Source organism: Bradyrhizobium sp. ORS 111 (assembly GCF_045571485.1).
Lineage (GTDB): Bacteria > Pseudomonadota > Alphaproteobacteria > Rhizobiales > Xanthobacteraceae > Bradyrhizobium.
Window position 1 is genome coordinate 7,638,462 of record NZ_CP120701.1, and the last position, 21,026, is coordinate 7,659,487.

Here is a 21,026-nt window from a genome sequence, read left to right on the forward strand (position 1 = left end):
ATCCTTTAATTCTGCTGCGTCGAGCCCAGATGGGCGGCATCGATCACGAATTTCGACAGCGCCCGGCCGAGGCAGCCATGCACGCGCTTGGCCAGATCGACGCCATGCGCGGTGCTGAACAGGTCAAAATACCCGGCATCGCTCCACTGCTTCATGATCGCGAACCGGTCGAACAGCGGGACATCGTGCTGCTGGGCCACCACGCGCATATTGTCCAGATATGGCGGCGCAGAGATCATCGTCTCCGTACGTGGGCTGTATTGCAGATTAACCAAAACCACATCGACCCCGGCGTTCCGCAACGCAACAACTCCGTCGTCGACAGCGGCGCGGAAATCATCGGGATCAACCGCTCGCATAGCATCCACGGTTCCGGTCTGCCAGATAACCAAAGTCGGCTTTTTTGCCTCAACAAGCTTAACGAGGGTTCCCCCGGTCTCCTCGGCGGTGTGTTTTGCCTGTAATTCTACGGATAGATTGATCGTCGCTGTCGGCAATGCCTCCTTCAGCGCGGCCTGCAACTCGGCCGGGTAGGCACTCGCCTCGTTGGCGGGAATGGTGGAGGAGCGGCTGCCGACGACCAGCACCTCCAACGGACGGCCGCTCTTGACGGCGTCGGTGACCTTGGGCAACGAGCTCTCGCTCGCCAAGAGATAGGCGGGGACGTCACAAGGCTGTTGCGGCGGTTCGGCCGCGGCGGTGTCGCCGGCCCGCGCCGGTGCCGCCGCAAGGCACGCGGCAAGCAGCGTCAGTCCCAGCATCGTCCGCGCGGACTTCATGCTCCCCCTCCCGCCAGATCGGCGTTGCCGCCGGCGCCCTTCGTTCGCGAGGCGCCTTTGTCGGCAGAGTGCTTGTACCACGAAATGATCCACGCCATGCCCCACATGATGAGGATGCCGCAGACGCTGATCAAGGCGTGCAGTACGGCACCGCCCGACACCTCGGCGAGCACGAAGTGACCGGCAAAGGCGAGGAAGACACCGAGACAGAATATCTCAAGCGAATGCTGGCCGCACAGGATCAAAGGTCGCAGCCAGGGCGATTTCAGCCCCGGCCAATCCTTGGGCAGGAAGCGCACGGTCAACGCGGCGAGCGCCAGGAAGTGCGCGAAACGCAGCACGTCCAGGTCGGTCTTGTTGATCGGATACATCCATTGCTCGATAATCTTCGGCATGACGTGACCGAGCTGCGGCACGTGCCAGGTCAGCGTCACGAAGAACGCCGCGACCAGATAGGCGATGCAGATCCACATCGTGATCGGCGACGCCAGGATATGCGACATCCGTCGCGCGCCGCCGAGCGCGCACCAGGCGCCGAACACGAACAGCAATTGCCAAGCGAACGGGTTGAACGCCCAGACGCCGTTCGGATAGGCCGACAGGTAAAGATCGAATTGCCAGGTCAGCGCGTAGAGCAGCACCGACAGGCCGAGCGTGACATCGGGCTTCCACTTCATCAGCCACAGGATCAGCGGCAGGAACAGCATCAACACGATGTAGAGCGGCAGCACGTCCATATTCACTGGGCGGAAGCGCAGCAGCAGCGCCTGGACAATGGTGACGTCGGGCTGCTTGAGGAAGTCCATGATCCCCATCTCTTCGGTATAGAGCGGGTTCTCGAACGAGGTCGCGACGTAGGAGATCTCGGCGAGGAAGATCGTGAACAGAAAGACATGCGCAACATAGATCTGCCAGACTCGGCGCAGCACGCGCGCGGTCGCGATCGTGAAACCCGCCTCCAGCATCGCGCGGCCGTAGACGAATGCTGCGGTGTAGCCGGAGATGAAGATGAAGATCTCGGTAGCGTCGGAGAATCCGTAGTTGCGGATCGTGAGCCAGGTCAGAAGATTGGTCGGCAGATGATCGATGAAGATCAACCAGAGCGCGAGCCCGCGGAACAGATCGAGCCGCAGCTCACGCTCGCCGGCCGCCGGCAGCGTGATCGCCGGCGCGACCGCCTTGGTCTTCGCCGCCTTGGCTTCCGCCGCGGGCGAACTCGCTATGGGGTCGGCAATCGAGCTCATCAAGCACCATGTCGGCTGCGGGATACTCGCACGCCATGCGAAAACATCATATCGGCCCGCAACGAGCGGACAAAGCGCCGGCAGTGGCGGCATGCCGCCGCGCTCTAGGACGGAACTATGTTGAAACCGCGATGGACCGGTCCCGAATGGACCGGCCTTTCGCCGCCCCGGCACCCGATTGGTTCCGGCGGCCCAATTCGATATGATGGCTTTCCGTCTCAGCGATCCGGAAAGCCGCGACCGACTTTTTCGGATCATGCTCCAAGACCATCGGAATTTGCTGCATGTACCGCGCCGTTACCCGCCAGATCGAAGTCACCGTCGAGCCGAACTTCATGCCGGATCGCTCGTCGGTCGAACGGCGTGAATATTTCTGGTCCTACACGATCGTGATCGTCAATTCCGGCCCGGAGACCGTGCAGTTGCGCACGCGGCACTGGATCATCACCGATGCCACCGGCCGCCGCCAGGAGGTGCGTGGCGAGGGCGTGGTCGGCGAGCAGCCGGTGCTCGCCCCCGGCGAGCGCTTCGAATACACCTCGGGGGTGCCGCTACCGACCGCCTCAGGCTTCATGACCGGCAGCTACCTGATGGTCAGCGAGAGCGGCGAACGCTTCGAGATCGACGTGCCGACCTTCTCGCTCGACAGCCCGAGCCCGGACGGCAAAAGGGTCTTGAATTAACGCGCGCGACCGCAATACCAGTGCCGTAGGGTGAGCGAAGGCGCGTCAGCGCCGCGCCCACCAGATATAGTTCGGCGTCGAACGATGGTGGGCACGCTTCGCTTTGCCCACCCTACCCTGGATCATCGGCGTTCGCGGGTGACGACGCGCTCGTTGTGGCGACGACCGTGCCCTACTCCACGCCCGCTTCGTCCGGCGTGAATTCGTAGACCGACGAGCAGAACTCGCAGGTCACGACCACCTTGCCGTCCTTGACCATGTCGGCGCGATCCTTCGGCGTGAAGCTCTTGAGCATCGCGGACACCGCGTCGCGCGAGCAGGAGCACTGCGCGCGCAGCGGTTGCGGGGTGAAGACGCGGACGCCGCGTTCGTGGAACAGGCGGTAGAGCAGCCGCTCGCCGGAGAGATCGGGGTCGATCAGCTCGACATCCTCGACGGTCGAGATCAGCGACTGACCTTCAACCCAGGCGTCGTCCTCGGGCACGCTGTGCGCGACCGTGCCCTCGGGCGCGTCGCCGGGATGCAGATCGGCCTGCTTGGCGCGCTCCGGCGCCTTCGGCAGGAATTGCAGCATGATGCCGCCGGCGCGCCAGTGCAGCTTGCCACCTTCGCCGCCGCGCATCTCCTCGCCGACCGCAAGACGGACCCGCGTTGGAATCTGCTCGGAGCGCAGGAAATACTCGTGGGCCGCGTCTTCCAGGCTGCCGCCCTCCAGCGCGACCAGCCCCTGATAGCGGCTCGTCTTCGAGCCCTGGTCGATGGTCATCGCCAGATGCCCCTTGCCGAGCAGCTCACCCGAGCTGAGGCCCGGCGTGAGGCGAGCGGCGTCGTAGCGCGCATAAGCGCGCAACTGGTCGGGCGCCCGGAAATCGACGATCAGCAGCGAGACCGGGCCGTCGGTGCGGGTCTGCAGGATAAAGCGACCCTCGAACTTCACGGAGGAGCCGAGCAGCGTGGTCAGTACGATCGCCTCGCCCAGCAGCTTGCCGACCGGCGGCGGATAATCGTGCTTGTGCAAGATCTCGTCGAGCGCGGGGCCGAGCCGGGTCAACCGGCCGCGCAGGTCGAGCGCGTCGACCTCGAAGGCCAGCACTGCGTCGTCAACCGGAATGGCCGATGGCGCGCGGGTTGGCGCCTCGGCAGCGATTTTGGTGTCGGGGGATTGTGGAACCATGGCGCTCTATCTGGGGTCTCGGACCGTGAAATAAAGGGGTTCACTCAACGAGAGATCGTCGTCCCTGCGAAAGCAGGGACCCATAACCACAACAGTTCGTCATCACACAAGGCGTCTCCCCTTGTGCCTTTTTCACAGGCCGCGGCGTATGGGTCCCGGCTCGCGCTTCGCTTGGCCGGGACGATAACGTCGAATGACTACGCGACCGCGTCAAAACACCAGGCCAGAATGCCCTTCTGCGCATGCAGGCGGTTTTCCGCCTCGTCGAACACGACGGACTGCGGACCGTCGATCACCTCGTCGGTGACCTCTTCGCCGCGATGCGCCGGCAGGCAGTGCATGAACAGCGCACCAGGCTTGGCCAGCGACATCAGCTTGGCATTGACCTGGTATGGCCTGAGCACGTTGTGGCGATGCTCGCCCTCCTTGTCGCCCATCGACACCCAGGTGTCGGTGACGACACAATCTGCGCCGCGGACCGCGGCTTCCGGATCGCTGCCGAGTACGATCGGCGCACCGGTCGCCTTGATCCAGTCGCGCATCGCCTTTTTCGGCGCGAGCTCCGGTGGGGTCGCGACGTTGAGATTGAACTTGAAGCGCTCGGCGGCGTGCGCCCAGGAGGCGAGCACGTTGTTGTCGTCGCCGGTCCAGGCCACTGTCTTGCCCTCGATCGACCCGCGATTTTCCTCGAAGGTCATCAAGTCGGCCATCACCTGGCATGGATGGGAGCGGCGCGTCAGCCCGTTGATCACGGGAACGGTGGCGTGCGCTGCGAGTTCCAGCAACGCATCGTGGTTGAGGATGCGGATCATGATCGCGTCGACATAGCGCGACAGCACGCGTGCGGTGTCGGCGATGGTCTCGCCGCGGCCGAGCTGCATCTCGGCGCCGGTCAGCATGATTGATTCACCGCCGAGCTGGCGCATGCCGACGTCGAACGAGACCCGCGTACGGGTCGACGGGCGCTCGAAGATCATCGCCAATGTCTTGCCTTCGAGCGGCTTCTTGCCCCTCTCATGGGCCTTCAGCTTCGCCTTCATGGCGGCGCCGGCCGAGAGCATGTTGCGCAGCTCGCCGAGCGGCAATTCGTTGATGTCGAGGAAGTGGCGGACCGGCTTGCTCATCATCCGGCCGCCTTCTTCGGCTGCGCCGCCGACAGCGCGGAGCAGGCGCGCTCGAGGCTTCCGATGGCGTGGTCGATTTCGGCCTCGGTCACGATCAGGGGCGCCAGGAATCGGACGACATTGTCGCCGGCGCCGACAGTGAGCAGCTTCTGCTCGCGCAGTGCGGTGACGAGATCGCCCGATGGCACCACGGCCTTGACGCCGATCAACAGGCCTTCGCCGCGCACATCCGAAATCACGCCGGGATAGCGATCGACGACCGAGGCGAGCTTCTGCTTGAGCAGCAGCGACATCTTCTGCACGTGATCGAAGAAGCCAGGTTTGAGCATCACGTCCAGCACGGCATTGGCCGCCGCCACCGCCAGCGGATTACCGCCGAACGTCGAGCCGTGCGAACCCGGCGCCATGCCGGCCGCAGCATTTGCGCTCGCCAGAACCGCGCCGATCGGGAACCCGCCGCCGAGCGCCTTCGCGAGCGACATCACGTCGGGCGTGACGCCGACGCGCTTGTAGGCGAACAATTCGCCGGTGCGGCCCATGCCGGTCTGCACCTCGTCGAACGCAAGCAACAGGCCGTGTTCGTCGCAGAGCTGGCGCAGCGCCTTGAAGAAGGCTTGCGGCGCCGAACGCACGCCGCCCTCGCCCTGCACCGGCTCGATCAGGATGCCGGCGGTGTGCGGCCCGATCGCCTTCTTCACCGCCTCGATGTCGCCATGCGGAACCTGGTCGAAGCCGTCCATCGGCGGGCCGAAGCCCTCGAGATATTTGGCGGAACCGGTGGCGGCGAGGGTTCCCAAGGTGCGGCCATGGAACGCGCCTTCGAAAGTGATGATGCGGTAGCGCTCGGGATGTCCCTTGGAGAAGTGATAATGGCGGACCAGCTTGATCACGCCTTCCATCGCTTCCGCGCCGGAATTGCAGAAGAACACGTAATCGGCAAAGCTCTGCTCGCAGAGCCGCGCGGCGAGCGCCTCGCCGTCCGGACTCTTGAACAGGTTCGACATGTGCCAGAGCTTGGTCGCCTGTTCCTGCAGCGCCTTGACCAGATGAGGGTGCGCATGCCCGAGCGCGTTCACCGCGACGCCCGAGGTGAAATCGAGATAGCGGTCGCCGTTGGTCGCGATGAGCCAGGCGCCCTCTCCGCGCTCGAAGCCGAGATCGACCCTGGCGAAGACGGGAAGCAGATGCGACGTGGCGCTATTGGTCATGGCAATCACTGACGGGTTTGAGGCCGACAATTGCCGCGTGCCTTAACGCCAGCGCAGCAACGGCCAGCTTCGGAAAACAAAACGTGCCGCCTTTTCGGGCGGCACGTGGAAGGCATTGTATGCTGCGGGCAGTCGCTGTCAATCGCCACGAAGTGGCCTTCCTGCAGTGCGAAACGCGCGCAATCCCGAGCATACCGGTGAGGTGGAAAAGCCTCATTGCAATGCATAAATGTCGGAACATGTGGACGCGCTGCCGCGGACTCTTGCGCCAGAGTCACGCCATATTGTAGCGTTTGGCCTGTCGGATACGACATCTCGTGCGGCAGTACTGGACCCTCTAAGTAGCTTTCGTTCTGCGTACACGTTCGGGCGCAAAACCGCGTCCGGCGAGGGCTAAGGGATTCTGACCGCAGGGATATTTGTCAGATTTGGCTCGCAGCGCCGCTCCGATGACTGGCCGGCGCAAGGCGAAGGGAAGAATGCGATGACGGTATTGACCTGGTCCGATGATCGCGTCGAGCAGCTCAAGAAGCTCTGGGAGGCGGGCCTGTCGGCCAGCCAGATTGCGGCGGAACTCGGCAATGTGACGCGAAACGCCGTGATCGGCAAAGTGCATCGGCTTGGCCTATCCGGCCGTGCCAAGGCCCCTTCCACCGCTGCCCCGCGACAGCGCAAGGCCCGTCCCGCCCAACATATGATGCGGGTGGCGCGCCCGGTCTCGCGCGGCAACACCGCGCTCGCCCACGCCTTCGAGGTCGAGCTGGAGCCGGATCCGGTCGCCTATGACAATGTGGTGCCGATGAGCCAGCGGCTGTCGCTGCTCGAGCTGAACGAGGCGACCTGCCACTGGCCAGTCGGCGACCCCTCGAGCCCTGAATTCTTCTTCTGCGGCGGCAAGGCGCTCACCGGCCTGCCCTATTGCGCGCACCACTCGCGCGTCGCCTACCAGCCGGCTGCCGACCGGCGCAGGCCCGCCAACAAGCCGCCGACCCGGTGAGCATCATAGGCCGTGGAAACAAAATCCCCGCGCAAGCGGGGATTTTTTTGTGAGGGGACTACCTCTACGTCACAGCGTCGTCCTGCCGCAGGCCGGGACCCATCCGCCGCGGCTTGTGTTGTGAACAGGACTCGTCGTTCCGACTTCGCGCAACAAATTGCATTCGGGGTTATGGGTCGCGGCTTTTGCCGGGACGACGCTGTGGTTATCTGCTGCCCGCGCCTTACGGCTGCGGCTCCGCCTTGGCGAAGCGGTCGTCGAGCGCATAGCCGGCACCGCGCACGGTGCGGATCGGATCCTGCTCGCGGCCGGGATTGAGCAGCTTACGCAAGCGGCCGATGTGCACGTCGACGGTCCGCTCGTCGATATAGATGTCGCGGCCCCAGACGCTGTCGAGAAGCTGCTCGCGGCTGAACACGCGGCCGGGATGCTCGAGGAAGAACTCGAGCAGGCGATATTCGGTCGGGCCGAGATCGATCGGCCGGCCCGAGCGCGCGACGCGGCGCTTCTCGCGGTCGAGCTCGATATCGCCGTAAGTCAGGACGGTGGCGAGCCGCTCAGGGCTCGCGCGACGCAACAGGCCCTTCACGCGCGCCAGCAGCTCCGGCACCGAGAACGGTTTGACGATGTAATCGTCGGCGCCGGTGGCGAGGCCCCGCACCCGCTCGCTCTCCTCGCCGCGCGCCGTCAGCATGATGATCGGAAGCTGCTTGGTCTCAGGCCGCGCCCGCAGGCGGCGGCACAGCTCGATGCCGGAGAGGCCCGGCAGCATCCAGTCAAGCACCACGAGATCGGGAACACGCTCCTTCAGCCTTGTGTCGGCGTCGTCGCCGCGTCCGACCGTCTCCACGTCGTAGCCTTCCGCGTCGAGGTTGTAGCGCAACAACGTCGTCAGCGCTTCCTCGTCTTCGACTACCAGAATGCGTGCGCTCATCGGTCTATGTTCTTTCTCTGTGTTGATCCGTTGCCCGAGAGGCGAACCAAACACCTCAGCTAGCCGTTACCCGGCACCGTGGTGGCAAAGGTGGTCATGTCGCCCTTCGGGCGCTTGTCGGTGATCTGCTGGCCTTCGATCATGTAGAACACGGTTTCGGCGATGTTGGTGGCGTGGTCGCCGATCCGCTCGATGTTCTTGGCACAGAACATCAGATGGATGCAGAACGAGATGTTGCGCGGATCCTCCATCATGTAGGTGAGCAGTTCGCGGAACAGCGAGGTGCAGATCGCGTCGACCTCCTCGTCGCCCTTCCAGACGGTCATCGCGGCCGGCAAGTCGTGCGCGGCGTAGGCGTCGAGCACCGACTTGACTTGCGACAGCACCAGATCGGTCATGTGCTCGAGGCCGCGGATCAGCTTCAACGGCTGGAAATCGCTCTCGAGGGCCGCGACGCGCTTGCCCATGTTCTTGGCGAGATCGCCGATCCGCTCGAGGTCGGTCGCCACCCGCATCGCGCTGACGATCTCGCGCAGGTCGATCGCCATCGGCTGGCGACGCGCAATCGTCAGCACCGCGCGCTCCTCGATGATGCGCTGCAGGCCGTCGATCTCGACGTCGGCGGCAACGACGCGCTTGCCGAGCGCGACGTCGCGGCGGATCAGTGCGTCGACGGACTCGGTGATCATGCGCTCGACGAGGCCGCCCATCTCGGCGACCAGGCGGGTGAGTTCCTGCAGATCGCTGTCGAATGCCTTGGCGGTATGTTCAGAAACCATCGCTTGCTCCTTCAATCATGATCCGGCCGGATCATGATCTCATTTCCTTGTTTGAGCATGATCTCATCGGAAAACCGGGTCTCCACTTTTCCGGATCATGCTCTAGCCGAACCGGCCGGTGATGTAGTCCTGGGTCCGTCGGTCGCTCGGCGAGGTGAAGATCTTGTTGGTGTCGTCGAACTCGATCAGTTCGCCAAGATACATGAAAGCGGTCTTGTCAGAGACGCGCGCCGCCTGCTGCATGTTGTGGGTGACGATCGCGATCGTGTAGTCCTCGGACAGTTCCTGGATCAGCTCCTCCACCTTGGCGGTCGAGATCGGGTCGAGCGCCGAGCACGGTTCGTCGAACAGGATCACCTCGGGCCGCACCGCGACGGTGCGGGCGATACACAGGCGCTGCTGCTGTCCGCCGGACAGCGAGAGGCCCGAGGCGTTCAGCTTGTCCTTGACCTCGTTCCACAGCGCACCGCCGCGCAGCGCCTTCTCCACGCGACCGTCCATCTCGGACTTCGAGATCTTCTCGTAGAGGCGGATGCCGAACGCGATATTCTCGTAGATCGTCATCGGGAACGGCGTCGGTTTCTGAAACACCATGCCGACCCGCGCGCGCAACAGGTTGAGGTCAAGCTTGGGGTCGAGAATGTTGGTCTGGTCCAGCATCAACTGGCCGACGGCGCGCTGACCCGGATAGAGATCATACATCCGGTTGAAGATGCGCAGCAGGGTCGACTTGCCGCAGCCCGACGGGCCGATGAACGCCGTGACGCGGTTGGTGCCGAGCGTCAGGTTGATGTTCTTCAGCGCGTGGTGCTCGCCGTAGTAGAAGTTGAGATTGCGCACCGTCACTTTCGGCGGCGCCTCTGGAAGCGGCACCTGGGGGACGTGGCTCGCGGCAGTCATCGAAACGGAAAGCTCGGTCATTTTGCAGCCCTTTCGGCACCTAGGATGCGCGCACCGATATTGAGCGCGAGCACGGTGAAGGTGATGAGCAGTGCACCGCTCCAGGCCAACTCCTTCCAGTAGGCATAGGGGCTCTGCACGAAGTTGTTGATGGTCACCGGCAGATTGGCCATCGTGCTGGTCAGGTTCAGGCTGAAGAACTGGTTCGAGAGCGCGGTGAACAGCAGCGGGGCGGTTTCGCCGGCGACGCGGGCGGTGGCCAGCAACACGCCCGTGATCAGACCCGATCGGGCGGCACGATATGCGATCCGCTTGATTACCAGCGAACGCGGCAGGCCGAGCGCGCTGGCCGCCTCGCGCAGCGGATTGGGCACCAGCAGCAGCATGTCCTCGGTGGTGCGCAGCACGACCGGGATCACGATCACCGCGAGCGCCAGGGAGCCGGCGATCGCCGAGAAGCCGCGCATCGGCACCACCACGGCGCCATAGATGAACAGGCCGATGATGATCGAGGGCGCGCTGAGCAGAATATCGTTGATGAAGCGGATCACCGAGGTGAGCTTGTCATGTCTACCGTACTCGGCAAGGTAGGTGCCGGCGAACAGGCCAAGCGGCGCGCCGATACCGACCCCGATCACGGTCATGATGATCGAGCCGACGATGGCGTTGAGCAGACCGCCTTCGGTCGAGCCGGGCGGCGGGGTGTTCTCGGTGAAGAGCTGCACGCTCAGCCCTGCGACGCCGTTGTAGAGCAGCGTAAGCAGGATCAGCGCCAGCCATGTGACGCCGAATAGCGCAGCGCCGATGCAGAGGGCGCGGACGACGATGTCGCTGCGGCGGCGGGATTTGTAGATCGGGTTCATGGCGTCACTTCCCCGCCTTCTTTTCCAGACGCAGCAGCATCAACCGCGCTGCGGCGAGCACGAAGAAGGTCAGCACGAACAAGAGCAGACCGAGCAGGATCAGGCCGGACTGGTGCAGGCCGTCGCTTTCGGCGAATTCGGAAGCGATCGCCGCCGAGATCGTGGTGCCCGGCGCGAAGATCGACGACGAGATGCGAAACGAGTTGCCGATGATGAAGGTCACCGCCATGGTCTCGCCGAGCGCACGGCCGAGCGCCAGCATGATGCCGCCGATCACGCCGACCCGGGTGTAGGGGATCACGACGCTGCGGACGACCTCCCAGGTGGTGCAGCCCATGCCGTAGGCGGCTTCCTTCAGCACCGACGGCACGGTCTTGAACACGTCGACCGAGATCGCGGTGATGAACGGCAACACCATGATCGCGAGGATCAGCGAGGCGTTGAACAGGCTGAGATAGGACGGCGGGCCCGCGAAGACGCTGCCGAGCACCGGCACACCCTCGAAGATGCGGATCATGAATGGCTGGAACGTGTTGGCGAGGAACGGGCCGAGCACGAAGAAGCCCCACATGCCGTAGATGATCGAGGGGATGCCGGCGAGCAACTCGACCGCGATGCCGATCGGTCGGCGCAGCCATTGCGGGCAGAGTTCGGTCAGGAACACGGCGATGCCAATGCCCACGGGAATGGCGATCAGCATGGCGATGGTCGACGTGATCAGGGTGCCGTAGACCGGACCGACCGCGCCGAGCACCGGCGGATCGGCCGATGGCGCCCAGCGCTGGGTCCACAGGAAGGCGAACCCGTATTCCTTCATCGCCGGCCAGGCGCCGACGATCAGCGACAGGATGATGCCGCCGAGGATCAACAGAACCGAAATCGCCGAAATCCGGGTGACCCAGTAGAAGGCGGCATCACCGAGCTTGAACGCGCTGAGGGCCTTGGCGCGATCGTAAGGTCCGGCAGCTTCCATCACATCGCTCTGAACAGCCATGTCAGCCACGCCAATCCCCTCTCTACTATGTAAAAGCTGCGCAACCCGCTACGCCCCGAAGCGATCGTCACCGACGTTTTTTGACCGACGCCGTTCCGGTTGCGCCTTCCGGGGCGCCGCTCCCGAACTCCAGGCTTGTCGCGATAATGACGGAGTCCGGATCCGGTTGCAGAGGCTGTGCCGCCCCGTGGGCGGCACAGCTTTGGTTCGAAACGTCGGAGTTAGCTCTTGATCTCGGAGGTCCAGGTCTTCTCGATCTGCTGGACGACATTGCCCGGCATCGGGATGTAGTCGAGCTCCTCGGCCATCTTGTCGCCGTTCTTAAACGCCCAGCGGAAGAACTTGAGCGCTTCCTGGGAAGCCGCCTTATCGGTTGCTTCCTTGTGCATCAGGATGAAGGTCGCCGCCGTGATCGGCCAGGACTTGTCGCCGGGCTGGTCGGTCAGGATCACGTAGTAGCCCGGCGTATGCGACCAGTCGGCGTTGGAAGCGGCGGCCTGGAAGGCGTCGACCGTCGGCTGCACCGTCTTGCCGCCCTTGTTGACCAGGCCGGTGTAGGTCAGCTTGTTCTGCTTGGCGTAGGCGTACTCGACGTAGCCGATCGAGTTCTTGGTCTGGCTGATGTTGCCGGACACGCCCTCGTTGCCCTTGGCGCCGACGCCGGTCGGCCATTCGACCGCGGTGCCCTCGCCGACCTTGCTCTTCCAATCAGCACTGACCTTCGAGAGATAGTTGGTGAAGTTGAAGGTGGTGCCCGAACCGTCCGAGCGGCGGACCACGGTGATCGCGGCCGAGGGCAGGTTGACCTTCGGATTGAGCTTCTTGATCGCCGGATCGTCCCACTTGGTGATCTTGCCGAGATAGATGTTGGCGAGTGTCTCGCCGTCGAACACCATCTCGCCGGGCTTGACGCCGTCGAGGTTCACGACCGGAACGATCGCACCCATGACCATCGGCCACTGGACGAGGCCGTCCTTCTCAAGCTGCTCGACCTTGAGCGGCATGTCGCTGGCGCCGAAGGTGACGGTCTTCGCCTGGATCTGCTTGATGCCGCCGCCCGAGCCGATCGACTGATAGTTCAGACCGTTGCCGGTCTCCTTCTTGTAAGCGTCGGCCCATTTCGAATAGATCGGGAACGGAAATGTCGCGCCCGCGCCGGTAATATCGGCAGCAAAGGCCGACGTCGACGCGGCGACCAAGCCGGCAGCGACGATTGTCTTGATGAAATTCATGCTGGTCTCCCTTGCTGAGCGAAGCGCCGAATGCGCCCGATCGCGCTCACGCCGGTCCATCTAGGAGCGGTCGGTGCTGCTTTTACGAAGGTTGGATGACAGTTGGATGACAGTATTAAGCGATTGAAAACGCTCAGCTTTATACCGGTACCGGGGTCTTCGGGCGCGGAAAACAGGCGGTAAAGGTCGCGCCGCTCTTCGGTACGCTTTCGATCAAAAGACGCCCGCGATGACGGTTAAGAATATGTTTCACCAGCGATAATCCGAGGCCGGTTCCACCCTGGTTGCGGCTGTCGCCGACGTCTACCCGATAGAAGCGCTCGGTCAGCCGCGGCAGATGCTCCGGCGCGATGCCCGGACCGAAATCCCGCACCATGACGCGGATTTCGGGGTTCGCCTCGCCTGGCGCCGGCTGGCTCAGCGACACGATCACGCGGCCACCGGAGGCACCGTATTTGAGCGCGTTCTCGATCAGGTTCTCGAACAGCCGCAGCAGCTCCTCCCGGTCGCCGGCAATCGTGACCGGCGCCTGTGGCAGGTTGAGCTCGATCTCGACCTGGCGCTCCCGCGCCAGCGCCTCCAGCCCATCAACCACCTGGCGGATGATCGGCATGATGTCGATCAGGGCTTCCGGCTGGACATGCGCCGAGAGCTCGACCCGGGACAGCGACAATAGATCGTCGATCAGCCGCGCCATGCGGGTGGCTTGGATATGCATGATGCCGAGAAAGCGCTCGCGGGCCCGGGCATCGTCCCGCGCCGGCCCCTGCAACGTGTCGATGAAGCCGGACAGCGCGGCGAGCGGCGTGCGCAGCTCATGGCTCGCATTGGCGACGAAGTCGGCGCGCATCTCCTCGACCCGGCGCAGCGGCGTCTGGTCGTGGAAGGTCATCAGCATGCACTTGTCGGTGCCGCCGAACAGGGTCGGCACCGGAACCGGCGTGATGACCAATTCCATCCAGCGATCGACCGGCACATGGTCGGTGTAGGTGGCGCGGCGCGGTTCGGTGGTGGCGATCGCCTCGCGCAGCGCGGTGATGATCTCGGGCGAGCGCAAGGCGAATTGCGCCAGCTCGTTCTTGCGCAGCGCCGGCGCGAGCTGGGCGGCGGCCGCGTTGAGGTGGATGACGCGGCCGGCGCGATCCAACAGCACGGCCGGATCCGGCATGCCGGCGACAACGGCACTGACGGCGGCGGCCTCGACCGGGTTGACGCTGCGGGCATCCTCGCGCGACGTCGCCGCATCGTGCAGCCGCCACGGCACCAGGGCCGCGGCGGCGATGCAGATGAACACCGCGGCGGCGCGCACCGGCGACAGCTCGCCGAGCGCCACGACCACGCTCAGCGCAAGGGCTGCCGCCAGCAGGATGATTGCAGCATGACGCAACCGGTCCGGCCACGGCGAGAACATGGAGGAGGGTGAATCATCGATTGCCATCGCGGCGGCTTTCTTCCCTTCGGTTCAGATCTCGCCTGGGCGAGGTCAAACGGACGTCGCGCGAGGACCGATCTGGCCGCTTCAATCAGACGCCGGAATCACCGCGCTTGCGGACGAAAACCGCTTCGTGGTGCGGCTCGACGCGGGGCCCCGAATCAGCCTGCGGCAGCTGTTTGAGTCGGGCGCCGACAATAACCTCGCGAAACGTCAGCAAGATTACAGATATGACAAACGGGACAATATAGTAGAGGAGCCGGAACAGCAGCATCCCGCCCAGCAGGTCCTCGCGGTCCATCTGCCAGAGGCCGACCAGCATGGCGGCATCGAAGACGCCGAGGCCGCCGGGGGAATGGCTGGCGAAGCCGAGCAAGGTCGCCGACACGAAGATGACGGCGACCACGACGAACCCCAGGTTCGGCTCGTCCGGCACCAGCACATACATGGCAAGCGCGCAGAAGCCGAGATCGAGGATGCCGATCGCGACCTGCAGCAGGGTCAGCGGCCCGCCCGGCAAGGTCACGGTCCATGGCCCGCGGCCGACCACCCGCGGCTGGGTCCAGACCCAGACCACATAGGCGACCAGCGCGATGATGATCGCGAATGCGAGGGTACGATTGAGCCAGGGCGGCAACTGATCGATATTGGCGGCGGCCTCCGGGTGATAGGCGATGCCGAGGCCGAGCACCGCGGCGTTGCCGAGCCAGAAGGTGAGGCCGGCGAGGAAGCAGATCTTGGCGACGTCGATCGCGTTCAAGCCCCAGGCTGAGTAGATGCGATAGCGCACCGCGCCGCCGGTGAAGACGCTGGCGCCGACATTGTGGCCGATCGAATAGGAGGTGAACGCCGCGAGCGCATTGATGCGATACGGGACATGGGAATGGCCGATCGCGCGCACCGCGAACAGGTCGTAGAAAGTCAACGTGAAGTAGCCTGCTGCGACGAATAGCGCTGCCAGCACGATCTGACGCTGCTCGGTGCTCTTGATGGCCTCGACCACCTCGTGGGTGTCGATGCCGCGCAGCATATGATAGAGAACGTAGCAGGCGATGCCGATAACGGCGATGCTGATGACAACACCCAGCTTATGCAGGATCTGCTTCTGGCGCAGAAACGCCATCGCCCTGCGTATTGCTTCCAGCATCTAGACCTCGAATTGCGATCCCGCGACGGCGGCTCCCGGGCGAACCCCGCCGACGCTCCGCTGTTCCCCGAACCCTGTAGCGCGTTTTGAGCGCGAGTGGAATTCGTCAAACGACAATAAAACGCGTTTCTTCAAGATATTAGGGACGCCTCGTGACGGCGCATCGACAAATTTGAGCGTTTCCCCCCGCACGGACAAGGCCTTGACGCACGGGTGCGTCAGATAGCCCGCCAAGCCGCCCGCGCGGCATCCCGGAAAACTACGGGCAGCGGGCGCGACGCAGCGACGCGCCGTCTCAGGATTGCGGCCCGTCGTCGGATAGATAGCCGGCGGCGAACGCCCTGGCCGGATTCTCAAAGATCGCCATCGCCGTGGTCATGCGACGAAAGCCGAAGGCCGCATAGAACGGCTCTCTGCCTGGAACGGAATAGAGAATGATCTTGCGGTGCCCGGCTGACAGATTGACCAGGCGTTGCACGATGTCCTTGCCGAGCCCGCGGCCCTGATGGGTTGGATGCACCGCGATGTCGCAGAGATACGCGCAATCGCGGCCATCGGCGAGCACGCGGCCGGCGCCGACCAGCCGGCCGTCATCGAAGGCGAAGGCGCGAAACATGCTGTTGCCGAACACGAGCCTCAGGTCGGCCGCGCCCTTGTCGCCGAGCGGCGCCACCCGGTAGAGCGCCGACAGCTCGTCCCAATCGACCGCGGACAGATCGTCGCTCCATGAGAGCAGAGAAGAAGCAGGTCCGCTCATCGTCATGCCCGCGCCGCCGCCACCGCGGTGACGATCTCCGCGGCATCGGGGAAATGCCCCTTGACGCGCTTGGCGACCACCTTGCCATCAAGCTTGACCTCGAAGATGCCGCCCTTGCCGGGCACCAGTTCGGCATCGAGCCCGAGGCGCTCATGCAACAGGGCGGCAGCCTCTTTGGCGCGCTTCTCGTAACCGCAGGGACGGCAATAGGTGATCGAGATCTCGGTCATGGCATGCTCTCCCATCATTTCATGCTGCGAGGCGTTGTGCGTTGGCGGCTTCGATCCCGGCGATCCAGCCGGCGACCGAGCGACCGATCGCCTCCGGATGATCTTCCTGCAGATAGTGGGCGCCGGCGCCGAGTTGAATGACCGCGCAATGCTTGAGGGTTGCGGCGAAATCCGCAGCGAAGGCCGGTGACACCAGCGCCCCGGGAGATCCCGCGAACAGCAGCTTCGGATAGGTCGAGGCCGCGAGCGCGGCATGTGCTGCGGTGAGCGCCTGGTCGACATCGGCCGGCTCGCCTGCAATCGGCAATTCGCGCGGCAGCATCAATGTCGGCTTGCGGCTCTCGCGGGTCGCAAACGGCGCGCGGTAGGCGGCCATCTCCTCCTCGCTGAGCTTGCGCAGGATCGAGCCCGGCAACACGCGCTCGACGAAAACATTGTGGTCGAGGATCAGCGCCTCGCCCTCGCCAGGCGTGCGGAATTTGCGGAACATGTCGCGAGCGGCGTCATGCTGATGGAAGTCTGACCAATTCCGCATCGGGCGGATGAACTCCATGAAGGCGAGCCCGCGGACGAAATCCGGACGCCGCGCCGCGAGGTGAAACGCCAGCGCGGTGCCCCAGTCCTGGGCGACGAGATAGGCCGAGCCGATGCCGAGATCGTCGATCAGCGCATCGAGATAGTCCGCGTGATCAAAGAAGCGGTAGGCGATGTCGGGCTTGCCGGACTGGCCGTAGCCGATCAGGTCGGGCGCGATGCAATGGCCGACCGGCGCGACCAGCGGCATGATGTTGCGCCAGATGTAGGACGACGTCGGATTGCCGTGCAGGAACAGCACGTGCGGCGCGTCGCCGCGTCCGGTTTCGCGATAGGCCATCGTGGATCCGCGGATGGGCCGGTGATGCAGGCTGATATCGGTAGCGAAGATCATGGCAGCTCCTTGAACACGGTTTGGAATGCGATCGTCTTGAAACGGTTGAGTGCGGCCGCGCTGCGTTCGACTTTCATGCGCAGCATTGCGCCCTGCCAGGATGCCAGCAGGAAATCGGCGAGTTCACCGGGATCGAAGTCGGACGCGATCTCGCCCTTGGCCTGCGCCTCGGAGATGCAGGCAGCAAACGGCTCACGCCATTCCCGGAAGATCGCGTCGAGCTGCTCGCGCAGCATCTCGCTGGAGCCGGATGCCTCCAGACTGAAATCGCCGATCAGGCAGCCGCGGGTGAAGCCGTCATGGGCAAGCTTGCCGGTGATGAGATCGAGATAGCGCCTGAGCCGTTCGCGCGCGGTCAGCGTGGTGTCCCCCAGCGCTTCCGCCACCAGGCCGCGCACATAGAGGAAGTAGCGATCAAGCACTTCGGAGGCGAACAGCTCCTTCGAGCGGAAATGGTTGGTGAACGAGCCCTGCGGCGCGCCGGCGGCGGCGGTGACGTCGCGCACGCTGGTGCCGTGATAGCCGGTGCGGAACATCGCCTTCAGGCCGGCGTCGAGAATGGCATCGCGGAGAGAGGGTTTTGGCATAATCCAATAATACGTACGTACGTATTGATTGTCAAGCGCCAAAATGACCGCGGCTCGCGCGCCCATGGCGGCGCCGCTTAGGCGTGACGGATCAAGCGGTTGGAGGTCAGCTTGCGGGCTTGCTGCGCGAAACCACCCAGTCGCGCAGCCACGAACCCACGGCGCAGCCGCAAAGGTAGAGCGCGAACATGACCAGGAAGAGATCGAGCCAGTAGCCGAAGCGGCCGGGCACGACATGCGTGAACGAGGCGGCAACCAGCGCGACGGCAAGCACGGACAACCAGCCGATCCAGGCCTTCGAGACGCCCCGCGCCCGATGCACTACGGCGATCCAGCCCATGCCGAAGCCGAGCAGCAGCGCCGCCAGCAGCCAGCCCCAGAAGAATGTTGCCACCGCTATCATCGCTACTTCACCACGAAATCGATGCGCCGGTTCTGCGCCTTGCCGTCTTCGGTGTCGTTGCCTGCCACGGGCTGCGTGCTGCCGAAACCGACCGCCGTGAAACGGTTGGCCGGCAATCCGGCACGGACAAGATAATCCACCACTGCCTGCGCGCGCTTTTCCGACAGCGCCTGGTTGGCGGCTTCATCGCCGTCGCTGTCGGTATGACCGGCGATCTCGATATTGGTCGTCGGACAACGCATCGCAGTTTCGATCAGACGATCGAGCAGGCCAACGGAATCGGGCACGATATCGGCCTTGCCCGACTCGAAGCGGATCCGCCCCTTCACCAGGAGGTCGGCGAACAATTGCTGGCACACCGAAGCGTCGACCGGCGCCGATGGCGGCTTGACCGTGACCTCGGCCTTGTACTGCCAACCTTGTGGAAACTCCTTGCCCAAGCCGCTGCGGATCTGGCCGGCGGCGGCATCATAGAGCGCATCGCCTGACAGCTTCACCTCGCGGTCGGACACTACCAGCGTTCCCGTCGACAGCCGCGACAGCGCGCCGAGCGCTGGCACCACGGCCGCGGCAAAGCTAGCCGGCGCACCAACGCTGGCCTTGAGATTGTCGACGACCTTCTCGCTGAAGAATTTGCGGCTGGCGGCGGCGACCAGCGCCGCGTGCGTGGCGTTATCAGGGACGTAGCCGGTCAGCGTCAATGTCAGCGCGACCGGATCCTTGTAGGCCTGGAACACATAAGGCGGGGCCTGGATGTCGTTGGCGGCGATCGAATAGCCCTCCGGAAGATTCTTCAGCGCTCCCGCGATCGCCTCGCGCCCGCCGAGTTCGCGCGCCATGCCGGCAAGACTGACCTTGGTGTCGGTCAGCGTAATCTTGCCGTCCTTCAGCTTGCCGATCTGGTCGAGCAGCAGCAGTGCTGCGGCGTCGAACCGCGACGGCGCGCCGCGCGCGAGCGCCATCTGATCCGCCACCTCGACGCCGCCGAGATGAGCCTTCGCGGCCTCCACCAGCTTGCCCTTGCTCGACGGCAGCGGCGCATTGCCGCCGAGAGTCACGCGGCCGACATCGCGCTCGGCGGACCAGACATACGGCTTGGCTTCGGCAACAAGACGGGTTTCGTCGTTCACCAGCCGCACACCCGGCACCGCTTCGACCGACGCCACCGCGCTGAGTCGGCCATCTTCGGAGAACGCATTGGCCGCAAAGGTCACGTCGCGGCCATCGACGCTGATGCGGCGCTTGTCGAGGACGGTATCCTTGAGTGCGGCATTAGTACGCGCGGCAAGATCGGCTTCGACCGTTGCCGTGCTGGTCCACCCTGCAATACCCCAAAAGACGACCAGCGGAATCACCCCCGGCCACCATTTGCTACTCCACTTGAAAAGTCCGTGCATTCAGGGTCCTGCGGCTCGAGAATCAGAGAGAAAACAAACCCTTGGCTGACTGTCAAACCCCAAATCGCGTCCCCGGCAGAGCCGCCTTGTTCCGATCAGGCTAACAGTTTCTTCAGTGGTCTTTCGCTAAGTTTGCGGCGGAATGCAAATCGGCCCGCCCGTGCCCTCATGAAGCAGCTTCGTAATACCGTGATCCGCGCCGGGCTGGAGGCACTGTGCTTTTCGGGCGCGCACATCCTGCTGCGGCCGGTCTTCGCCGGCGTCGGCGCCATCTTCATGCTGCACCATGTCCGTCCGCGGCGCGATGACGCGTTCCAGCCGAATCGCCATCTCGAGGTCGAGCCGGACTTCCTGCGCGCAACGCTTGCGCACCTGCGCGCGCTCGACATCGACATCATCAGCCTCGACGAGGCTCACCATCGCCTGATCGAACGGAATTTCACCCGGCGCTTCGCCTGCTTCACCTTCGACGATGGCTATCGCGACAACCGCGATTTCGCCTTGCCTGTGATGCGCGAGTTCGAGGCGCCGCTGACCGTCTACGTCACCAGCGATTTCGCCGACGGCTCCGGCCGGCTGTGGTGGATTGCGCTGGAGCGGGTGATATCGGCGGCCTCAGCCATCGAGGTACCGATCGGCGGCAGCACGACGCGGCTCGACACCTCCACCGCGCAAGCCAAGCGCGCAGCGTTCGATCGCATCCACGACTGGCTGCGCGCGCTGCCAAGCGAATGCGACGTGCAGCGCGAGGTCTCCGCGCTCTGCATCCGTCACGGCATCGACGACACCACCATCGCACGCGAGCTCTGCCTGTCCTGGGATGAGTTGCGCCAATTTGCCGGCGACCCGCTGGTCACGATCGGCGTGCACACCGTCAGCCATTGCAATCTCGCCAAGCAAAGCGAGACGATCGCCTCATTCGAGCTCACAACCAGCCGCGCGCGGATCGAGGACGCCTTGCAGCGGCCGGCGCTGCATCTCGCCTATCCCTACGGCGACCGCACGGCTGCCGGACAACGCGAATTCGCGCTCGCCAAGACGATCGGCTTCAGGACAGCGGTAACGACGCGGCCCGGCATGCTGTTCGCCGAAAGCGCCGATCATCTGACCGCCTTGCAACGGGTCTCGCTGAACGGCAACTACCAGGAGGCGCGCCTGTTGCCAGTCCTGACCTCCGGCGCCGCCACCGCGATGTGGAACGGCTTCCGCCGCATCGATGCGGCATGATGCGCGC

At 64.3% G+C, this 21,026-nt stretch carries 22 protein-coding genes; 3 read left to right on the top strand and 19 right to left on the bottom strand.

The genetic code is table 11. The features are described from left to right. Window positions 1–5: 5 nt before the first annotated feature. Window positions 6–779, bottom strand: coding sequence for an SGNH/GDSL hydrolase family protein (locus P6U30_RS35320; RefSeq protein WP_407167274.1), 774 nt, complete (start codon window positions 777–779; stop codon window positions 6–8). Continuing rightward, a complete protein-coding gene (locus P6U30_RS35325; RefSeq protein WP_407167275.1) occupies window positions 776–2,023 on the bottom strand; it encodes an OpgC domain-containing protein in 1,248 nt (415 codons plus the stop codon). Before P6U30_RS35325 ends, P6U30_RS35320 begins: the two co-directional genes overlap by 4 nt. A gap of 284 nt (window positions 2,024–2,307) precedes the next feature. Here P6U30_RS35325 and apaG point away from each other — a divergent pair, with 284 nt between their 5' ends. Beyond that, window positions 2,308–2,706 carry a Co2+/Mg2+ efflux protein ApaG gene (gene apaG, locus P6U30_RS35330; protein ID WP_407167276.1) on the top strand — a complete coding sequence of 133 codons (399 nt, stop codon included), beginning with the start codon at window positions 2,308–2,310 and terminating at the stop codon, window positions 2,704–2,706. A 172-nt stretch (window positions 2,707–2,878) separates the two neighbouring features. On the opposite strand, the gene P6U30_RS35335 is transcribed toward apaG, so the two are convergent. The 3 genes from P6U30_RS35335 to P6U30_RS35345 all read right to left on the bottom strand — a co-directional run bounded on the left by P6U30_RS35335 (window position 2,879) and on the right by P6U30_RS35345 (window position 6,212). Beyond that, window positions 2,879–3,880 (bottom strand): Hsp33 family molecular chaperone, encoded by a 1,002-nt coding sequence (locus P6U30_RS35335; RefSeq protein ID WP_407167277.1) that lies wholly within the window; start codon window positions 3,878–3,880, stop codon window positions 2,879–2,881. A 197-nt stretch (window positions 3,881–4,077) separates the two neighbouring features. Further along, window positions 4,078–5,004: an ornithine carbamoyltransferase gene (gene argF, locus P6U30_RS35340; protein ID WP_407167278.1), complete on the bottom strand. Its 927-nt coding sequence runs from the start codon at window positions 5,002–5,004 to the stop codon at window positions 4,078–4,080. Further along, window positions 5,004–6,212 carry an aspartate aminotransferase family protein gene (locus tag P6U30_RS35345; protein ID WP_407167279.1) on the bottom strand — a complete coding sequence of 403 codons (1,209 nt, stop codon included), beginning with the start codon at window positions 6,210–6,212 and terminating at the stop codon, window positions 5,004–5,006. The genes argF and P6U30_RS35345 overlap by 1 nt, the downstream gene beginning before the upstream one ends. A 484-nt stretch (window positions 6,213–6,696) precedes the next feature. Between P6U30_RS35345 and P6U30_RS35350 the strand changes: the two genes are divergently transcribed. After that, on the top strand, window positions 6,697–7,209 hold the full coding sequence (locus tag P6U30_RS35350) for a GcrA family cell cycle regulator (RefSeq protein ID WP_280974276.1): 513 nt from the start codon (window positions 6,697–6,699) through the stop codon (window positions 7,207–7,209). Window positions 7,210–7,432: 223 nt separating this feature from the next. Here the strand turns inward: P6U30_RS35350 and phoB are convergent, their stop codons facing one another. The 14 genes from phoB to P6U30_RS35420 form a co-directional block, all read right to left on the bottom strand. Next, entirely contained in the window at window positions 7,433–8,143 is a 711-nt protein-coding gene (phoB, locus tag P6U30_RS35355; protein WP_016844067.1) for a phosphate regulon transcriptional regulator PhoB, read from the bottom strand. A 59-nt stretch (window positions 8,144–8,202) separates the two neighbouring features. Then, window positions 8,203–8,922, bottom strand: a complete 720-nt coding sequence (gene phoU / locus P6U30_RS35360; protein ID WP_407167280.1) for a phosphate signaling complex protein PhoU — start codon at window positions 8,920–8,922, stop codon at window positions 8,203–8,205. 102 nt (window positions 8,923–9,024) lie between these two features. Next, complete coding sequence (gene pstB, locus P6U30_RS35365) at window positions 9,025–9,843, bottom strand: phosphate ABC transporter ATP-binding protein PstB (protein ID WP_407167281.1); 819 nt, start codon at window positions 9,841–9,843, stop codon at window positions 9,025–9,027. Next, a complete protein-coding gene (gene pstA, locus P6U30_RS35370; protein ID WP_407167282.1) occupies window positions 9,840–10,685 on the bottom strand; it encodes a phosphate ABC transporter permease PstA in 846 nt (281 codons plus the stop codon). Before pstA ends, pstB begins: the two co-directional genes overlap by 4 nt. Before the next feature lie 4 nt (window positions 10,686–10,689). Continuing rightward, the gene (gene pstC / locus P6U30_RS35375) at window positions 10,690–11,679 is read right to left on the bottom strand and encodes a phosphate ABC transporter permease subunit PstC (RefSeq protein ID WP_407167283.1); all 990 of its coding nucleotides are present in this window, start codon (window positions 11,677–11,679) and stop codon (window positions 10,690–10,692) included. 221 nt (window positions 11,680–11,900) lie between these two features. Then, window positions 11,901–12,911 carry a phosphate ABC transporter substrate-binding protein PstS gene (pstS, locus tag P6U30_RS35380; protein WP_407149087.1) on the bottom strand — a complete coding sequence of 337 codons (1,011 nt, stop codon included), beginning with the start codon at window positions 12,909–12,911 and terminating at the stop codon, window positions 11,901–11,903. Window positions 12,912–13,050: 139 nt separating this feature from the next. After that, window positions 13,051–14,349: an ATP-binding protein gene (locus P6U30_RS35385; RefSeq protein ID WP_407167284.1), complete on the bottom strand. Its 1,299-nt coding sequence runs from the start codon at window positions 14,347–14,349 to the stop codon at window positions 13,051–13,053. Between the two features lie 85 nt (window positions 14,350–14,434). Beyond that, window positions 14,435–15,490, bottom strand: coding sequence for a lysylphosphatidylglycerol synthase domain-containing protein (locus tag P6U30_RS35390; protein WP_407149089.1), 1,056 nt, complete (start codon window positions 15,488–15,490; stop codon window positions 14,435–14,437). Window positions 15,491–15,785: 295 nt separating this feature from the next. Continuing rightward, window positions 15,786–16,247 carry a GNAT family N-acetyltransferase gene (locus P6U30_RS35395; protein ID WP_407167285.1) on the bottom strand — a complete coding sequence of 154 codons (462 nt, stop codon included), beginning with the start codon at window positions 16,245–16,247 and terminating at the stop codon, window positions 15,786–15,788. Window positions 16,248–16,249: 2 nt separating this feature from the next. After that, a complete protein-coding gene (locus P6U30_RS35400; RefSeq protein WP_407167286.1) occupies window positions 16,250–16,477 on the bottom strand; it encodes a SelT/SelW/SelH family protein in 228 nt (75 codons plus the stop codon). 19 nt (window positions 16,478–16,496) lie between these two features. Further along, window positions 16,497–17,405 carry a haloalkane dehalogenase gene (locus P6U30_RS35405; protein ID WP_407167287.1) on the bottom strand — a complete coding sequence of 303 codons (909 nt, stop codon included), beginning with the start codon at window positions 17,403–17,405 and terminating at the stop codon, window positions 16,497–16,499. Beyond that, entirely contained in the window at window positions 17,402–17,992 is a 591-nt protein-coding gene (locus tag P6U30_RS35410; protein ID WP_407167288.1) for a TetR family transcriptional regulator C-terminal domain-containing protein, read from the bottom strand. The genes P6U30_RS35405 and P6U30_RS35410 overlap by 4 nt, the downstream gene beginning before the upstream one ends. 106 nt (window positions 17,993–18,098) lie before the next feature. Further along, complete coding sequence (locus P6U30_RS35415; protein WP_407167289.1) at window positions 18,099–18,395, bottom strand: hypothetical protein; 297 nt, start codon at window positions 18,393–18,395, stop codon at window positions 18,099–18,101. Between the two features lie 2 nt (window positions 18,396–18,397). Further along, window positions 18,398–19,792 (bottom strand): OmpA family protein, encoded by a 1,395-nt coding sequence (locus tag P6U30_RS35420; RefSeq protein WP_407167290.1) that lies wholly within the window; start codon window positions 19,790–19,792, stop codon window positions 18,398–18,400. A 168-nt stretch (window positions 19,793–19,960) separates the two neighbouring features. Between P6U30_RS35420 and P6U30_RS35425 the strand changes: the two genes are divergently transcribed. Next, the gene (locus tag P6U30_RS35425) at window positions 19,961–21,019 is read left to right on the top strand and encodes a polysaccharide deacetylase family protein (protein ID WP_407167291.1); all 1,059 of its coding nucleotides are present in this window, start codon (window positions 19,961–19,963) and stop codon (window positions 21,017–21,019) included. Window positions 21,020–21,026: the final 7 nt, after the last annotated feature.